We start from the raw sequence: 5114 nt of genomic DNA, 5'->3' as shown, positions 1-5114 counted from the left end.
GCCCCCCGGCCGTCCTCGGCCGGGGGGCTTCGTCCATGGCGGTGAGCTCGGTCGGCGCTCGGGTCCCGCTCGGCGGCAGGGACGCGCAGGACCGGGTCCGAACGGCAGGCGGGCGCCGAGACGCTGGTGTGTTCGTCGTACCGATGGGGGTGGGCTGTGGAAAACGGCGGGGACGAATCGGGGGTCGGGAGCACAATGGGGGCATGTGCAGGAGTATCAAGACCTTGAGGCCGCCCGTGCTTCCGGAGGAAGCGACGGAGGACGAGATGCGGGCGGCGGCGTTGCAGTACGTGAGGAAGGTGTCCGGGTTCCGGGCGCCGGCCGCGCACAACCAGGAGGTGTTCGACGCGGCGGTGGAAGCCGTGACGGAGGCGACGCGCGCGCTGCTCAGTGGGCTCGAGATACGGGGGCGGTCGCCGCGGTCGGACGACGCATGAAGTGGGCGGCGGCGGACCCCGCGACGACCAGGGCGAGCAGGGAGACGCCGGTGGTCAGCCAGCTCGCGCCGAGCCACTGGCCGCCGAAGTAGCCCAGGCAGATGCTGTACGCGGCCCAGGTCACGCCGGCCAGGGCGGACCAGGGGAGGAACTCCTTGGCCCGGCGGTGGGCCGAACCGGCGGCCAGCGACATCACCGACCGCCCGGCGGGGGCGAAGCGGGCGATGACGACCAGCACACCGCCGCCCCGGGCCACCGCCGCGCCGAGCCGCTCCTGGGCGGTGGCGAGGCGGCGGGAGCGGGCGAGGGCCTGGTTCAGGCGCTCGCCGCCGCGCCAGGCCAGCCGGTAGGCGAGGACGTCGCCGACGAGTGACGCGACGGCCGCGCAGAGCAGCAGCGCGAGGAGGGCGGAGACGGGGTGGGGGAGCTGCTCGGCCGCACTGGTCGCGGTAGCGGCGGCGATCAGCAGCACGCCGCTGGGCATCACCGGCAGGAACACGTCCAGCACGATCGACACGGCGACCGCCGCGTACACCCAGGGGCTCGTCGCGAGCGCCCCGACAGTCTCCAGCACCGTGTACTCCCCGGTCCGACATCTGCGCCGCGACGTCGCAGGGGAGCGGCAGGGGCGGCCTTGGCGACATCAAGCCTACGCCCGATCGGCACGTTTGATCGATCAAATAAGCGTGATGTCGATAACGTCCGCATAACAGCGAAGGGGGTGGGACCTGGGCCCCACCCCCCGTGCCGACCAGGGCCGCATCAGCCCCGCGCGGCCCCGTCCGTCAGCCGCTCGTCGTACATCGTCTCCAGCCGGGCGTCGCTGCGGTCCGCCTTCTCGCCCGGCTGCGCCTGGTCGAGGGAGAGCCGGGCCGTGCGGCCGTCGACGGTGAGCGTCATCAGCTGGTTGCCGAACCAGGGGCCGCCGCTGCGCCGCCAGGTGATGCGCGGCTTCGGCAGCCGCCCGTGCCGGGCGAAGACGCGGCCGAGCACGCGGCCGGTGCGACTCCAGCCGAAGCGGAAGCCGAACTTGATCGAGGAGGGGACGGAGTTGTGGACGGGGGAGCAGGTGAGCTGCACGATGTGCGCGTCGGGCTGCTCGCCGTCGGGCCACCGGGCCTCGGCGACGTACGCGTGGTGCACGTCGCCGGAGAGCACGCAGACCGTCGAGCGGCCGCGGCCGGCCTCGGCGACCAGGTCCGTCATCCAGTCGAAGGAGGCGGGGAAGGCGGCCCAGTGCTCCAGGTCGCCGTGGCGGCGGATGCTCTCGCCGAGGCGGGCGAAGCGCGGTCCGCGCTCGCCGCGCGAGAGGGCCGCGTTCCAGCCCTCGATGTCCTGGATGAGGTGGGGGAGCAGCCACGGCAGGGAGGTCCCGACGAGGACGTGGTCGCAGCCGGTGTCGGGGTCGGTGCCGCCTTCGAGGGCCTGCTCGCGCAGCCAGGCGGCCTCCTCGGCGTCGACCATCTGCCGGTTCTGCTCGTCGAGGACGCGGGCGGCCCGGGTGTCGACCATCAGGAGCCGGGCGCGGCCGAAGTCGCGGCGGTAGCTCCAGCGGACCGAGACCGGGTCCTTGTCGGCGCGCTCGGCGAAGGAGCGCAGCTCGGCGGTGGCGTCGTCGGAGTTCCGGACGGCCGCGTAGAGAGGGTCGGCGGCCAGTTCGTCGGGGGAGAGGTTGCCGAGGTGCTGGTAGACCCAGTACGACATCAGCCCGCTGAGGATGCGCTCGTTCCACCAGTCGGTCGCCCGCATGTCGCTCACCCACGACTCGGAGGTGTTCCAGTCGTCGATCACGTCGTGGTCGTCGAAGATCATGCAGCTGGGGACGGTGGAGAGCAGCCAGCGCACGTCCGGGTCGAGCCAGGACTCGTCGTAGAGGTGGGAGTACTCCTCGTAGTTCGCGACCTGCGGGCCCGGCGGCTCGTCGAGGTCGCGGCGCTCGGCGAGGTACTGCTTGGTGGCGTCGGAGACCTCGTCGGCGTAGACCTGGTCGCCGAGCAGCAGCAGCACGTCGGGGCGCTCGGCGGCGGGGTCGCGCGCGATGCGGGTCGCGAGGGTGTCGAGGGCGTCGGGGCCGACGGGGTCGTGCCCGTGGTCCGCCGCGGGTGCGGCCCAGCGGCAGGAGCCGAAGGTGATGCGGGCCGACGGCCGGCCCCCCTCGGGGGTGTCGATCACCGACGGCGGGTACGCCGAGTCGGGCAGCGGCCAGACGCGCTCGCCGTCGAGCAGCACCTCGTAGGGGGTGGTGGTGCCGGGGGTGAGCCCGGTCACCGGCACGAGTGCGTAGTGGTGCCCCGCGACGTGGAACGTGCGCGCCTCGCCGCCCGCCCCGTCCTCGCAGCGGACCTCGGCCGTCGCCGGCCGGTCCGACTCGACCCATACCGTCGCCGTGCCCGCCGACTTCCAGTCGACGTACCGCAGCAATGGTCCCAGACGCAGGCGCGCCATCCCGATCACCCTCTTCCGTCTCCGCAACGCTACGGAACGCCTGCCCGGATCGGTAGCGCGCACCCGTACGAGCGCGAGGCGGGGTCCACGGCCCGGGCCGGCCCCGCCTCGCCTTGCCCCGACGGGGGCGCCCCCCCTGCTCGCGGCTCCGCCGCGGATACCGGGCTCCGCCCGGTGGCCTCAATCGCCGGCCGGGCTGGATTTATTCGGGCCCCTTCTCGCCGGACCGGGCGCGGAGTCGGAGCCCCTTCTCGCCGGACCGGGCGTGGAGTTGCAGCCCCTCTCGCCGGCCGGGCGTGGAGTCGGAGCCCCCTCTCGCCGGCCGGGCGTGGAGTCGGAGCCCCCTCTCGCCGGCCGGGCGAGGTGATGCCGCCCCGCCCACCGGCCGGGCGAGGTGATGCCGCCCCGCCCACCGGCCGGGCGAGGTGGTGCCGCCCCGCCCACCGGCCGGGCGAGGTGGTGGCGCCCCGCCCACCGGCCGGGCGAGGTGGTGGCGCCCCGCCCACCGGCCGGGCGCGCTCAGTGGGCGCGGGTCAGCAGGCGTTGAGGATGCCGGAGAGGGCGCTCTTCTCGGCCGAGTCGACGCGGAGGCCGTAGTGGTACTTCACCTGGACCCACATGCGGGCGTAGGTGCAGCGGTAGGAGGTGCGGGAGGGGAGCCACTCGGCGGGGTCCTGGTCGCCCTTGGACTGGTTGACGTTGTCGGTGACGGCGAGGAGCTGGGGGCGGGTGAGGTCGTTGGCGAAGGCCTGCCGGGTCGCCGTGCTCCAGCTGTTCGCGCCCGAGCGCCACGCCTCGGCGAGCGGGACCATGTGGTCGATGTCGATGTCGGACGCCGCGGTCCAGGTGGCGCCGTCGTAGGGGGAGTACCAGCTGCCGCTGGTGGCCGCACAGGAGGAGTCCGTCACGACGCCCGTGCCGTCCCGCTTGAGCACCTGCTCACGTGTGTTGCAGGCGCCGGAGACGGTGATCCAGTGCGGGAACGCGTCCCGGCTGTACCCGCTGGAGGAGCCCTCGGCGGAGACGGTGAGCGAGGCGAGGTACGAGCGGGCCGTCGCGGCGCTGACCGGGGTGGGGGGCGCGGCCTGTGCGGCGGGCGCGGTCAGGAAGACGGTCGCCGCGGTGACGAGCGCCGCCAGGAGGGCGGGTATGCGCAGCTGTCGACGCGCGTAGATTCTGCCGAGAGGCATGTCAACTCCCTTGACGTGGGGGGTTCGTGGCCGTGCGGACGCGCTCATGCTGACGGCGTCAGGTTGCCGGGAGATGCGCGCCGGGTAACAGGGTGGCGTCATGGGCACGTCAGAACAAGGCCTGCGTCGGCCCCCGTCCCGGAGCGGGGAGGGACCGCGTCCGAAAGATCCCGACCTGCGTCATCGCCCGCTCTGGCGTACGATGGGAGCCGTGTGAAGGGGAGTAGCTCTTCGCCGGACCGTCGACATACTGCTCGGATTCGTCCGAGCCGGCGCCCGGAGGCCCGCGTTCAGCGCGGGTCGGCGAGACCTTCGGCAAGCAAGCAGTGTCTTTCGAATACGACGCTGCCCTGCCGAAGCGACCCCTGATCCCAGGAACGCACCTCTCGGCGGGCGGCCCGACCGATCGAGGAATTCCCACCCGTGTTCAGTCTCAGCATCATGATGATCGCCTTCGCGCTCATCTTCCTCGCCGAACTGCCCGACAAGACCGCCCTGGCCGGTCTGATGCTCGGCACCCGGTACAAGGCGAGCTACGTCTTCGTCGGGGTCGCCGCCGCGTTCGCCGTCCACGTGGTCATCGCCATCGCCGCCGCCCAGGTCCTCACGCTGCTGCCGCAGCGCGTCGTCCAGGGTGTGGTCGGTCTGCTCTTCCTGGCCGGAGCGCTGATGCTGCTCCTGAAGAAGGGCGAGGACGAGGACGAGGTCAAGCCCCCCGCAGACCAGTCGTTCTGGAAGGTCTCCAGCGCGGGCTTCATGCTGATCCTGGTCGCGGAGTTCGGCGACCTCACCCAGATCATGACGGCGAACCTCGCCGCCCGCTACGACGACCCGCTCTCCGTCGGCATCGGCGCGGTGCTCGCGCTCTGGGCGGTCGCGGGCATCGGCATCCTCGGCGGCAGGGCGCTCATGAAGCGGATCCCGCTGCGGCTGATCACCAAGGTCGCGGCCTGCGTGATGCTGGCGCTGGCCGGGTTCAGCCTGTACGAGGCGATCGTCGGCTGACGGCGGCGGCGCACATGCGAGGAGGGCGGCCCGGAAC

At 73.0% G+C, this 5114-nt stretch carries 5 protein-coding genes; 2 read left to right on the top strand and 3 right to left on the bottom strand.

The features are described 5' to 3' along the window. The first annotated feature begins 203 nt into the window (after nucleotides 1-203). Nucleotides 204-437: a DUF2277 domain-containing protein gene (locus ACFWEG_RS28210; protein ID WP_387220725.1), complete on the top strand. Its 234-nt coding sequence runs from the start codon at nucleotides 204-206 to the stop codon at nucleotides 435-437. Here ACFWEG_RS28210 and ACFWEG_RS28205 read toward each other — a convergent pair. From ACFWEG_RS28205 to ACFWEG_RS28195, 3 genes are all read right to left on the bottom strand, one after another. Further along, nucleotides 388-1011, bottom strand: a complete 624-nt coding sequence (locus ACFWEG_RS28205; RefSeq protein ID WP_387220723.1) for a DedA family protein — start codon at nucleotides 1009-1011, stop codon at nucleotides 388-390. The genes ACFWEG_RS28210 and ACFWEG_RS28205 overlap by 50 nt on opposite strands. A 188-nt stretch (nucleotides 1012-1199) precedes the next feature. Then, nucleotides 1200-2882, bottom strand: a complete 1683-nt coding sequence (locus ACFWEG_RS28200) for an alkaline phosphatase D family protein (RefSeq protein WP_387220720.1) — start codon at nucleotides 2880-2882, stop codon at nucleotides 1200-1202. Nucleotides 2883-3415: 533 nt separating this feature from the next. Then, nucleotides 3416-4072 carry an HNH endonuclease family protein gene (locus ACFWEG_RS28195; protein ID WP_387220717.1) on the bottom strand — a complete coding sequence of 219 codons (657 nt, stop codon included), beginning with the start codon at nucleotides 4070-4072 and terminating at the stop codon, nucleotides 3416-3418. A 441-nt stretch (nucleotides 4073-4513) separates the two neighbouring features. Between ACFWEG_RS28195 and ACFWEG_RS28190 the strand changes: the two genes are divergently transcribed. Next, a complete protein-coding gene (locus ACFWEG_RS28190) occupies nucleotides 4514-5077 on the top strand; it encodes a TMEM165/GDT1 family protein (protein ID WP_387220727.1) in 564 nt (187 codons plus the stop codon). The last annotated feature ends 37 nt before the right edge of the window (nucleotides 5078-5114 follow it).

Source organism: Streptomyces sp. NPDC060194, assembly GCF_042728285.1.
Classification (GTDB): domain Bacteria; phylum Actinomycetota; class Actinomycetes; order Streptomycetales; family Streptomycetaceae; genus Streptomyces.
The sequence above is the reverse complement of the archived record's forward strand: the minus strand, read 5'-3'. Positions and strand labels throughout refer to the sequence as shown.

Coding starts and splice junctions, on each gene's coding strand:
- ACFWEG_RS28195 (WP_387220717.1), bottom strand. CDS start 4,072: ATGCCTCTCGGCAGAATCTACGCGCGTCGACAGCTGCGCATACCCGCC.
- ACFWEG_RS28210 (WP_387220725.1), top strand. CDS start 204: ATGTGCAGGAGTATCAAGACCTTGAGGCCGCCCGTGCTTCCGGAGGAA.
- ACFWEG_RS28190 (WP_387220727.1), top strand. CDS start 4,514: ATGATGATCGCCTTCGCGCTCATCTTCCTCGCCGAACTGCCCGACAAG.
- ACFWEG_RS28200 (WP_387220720.1), bottom strand. CDS start 2,882: ATGGCGCGCCTGCGTCTGGGACCATTGCTGCGGTACGTCGACTGGAAG.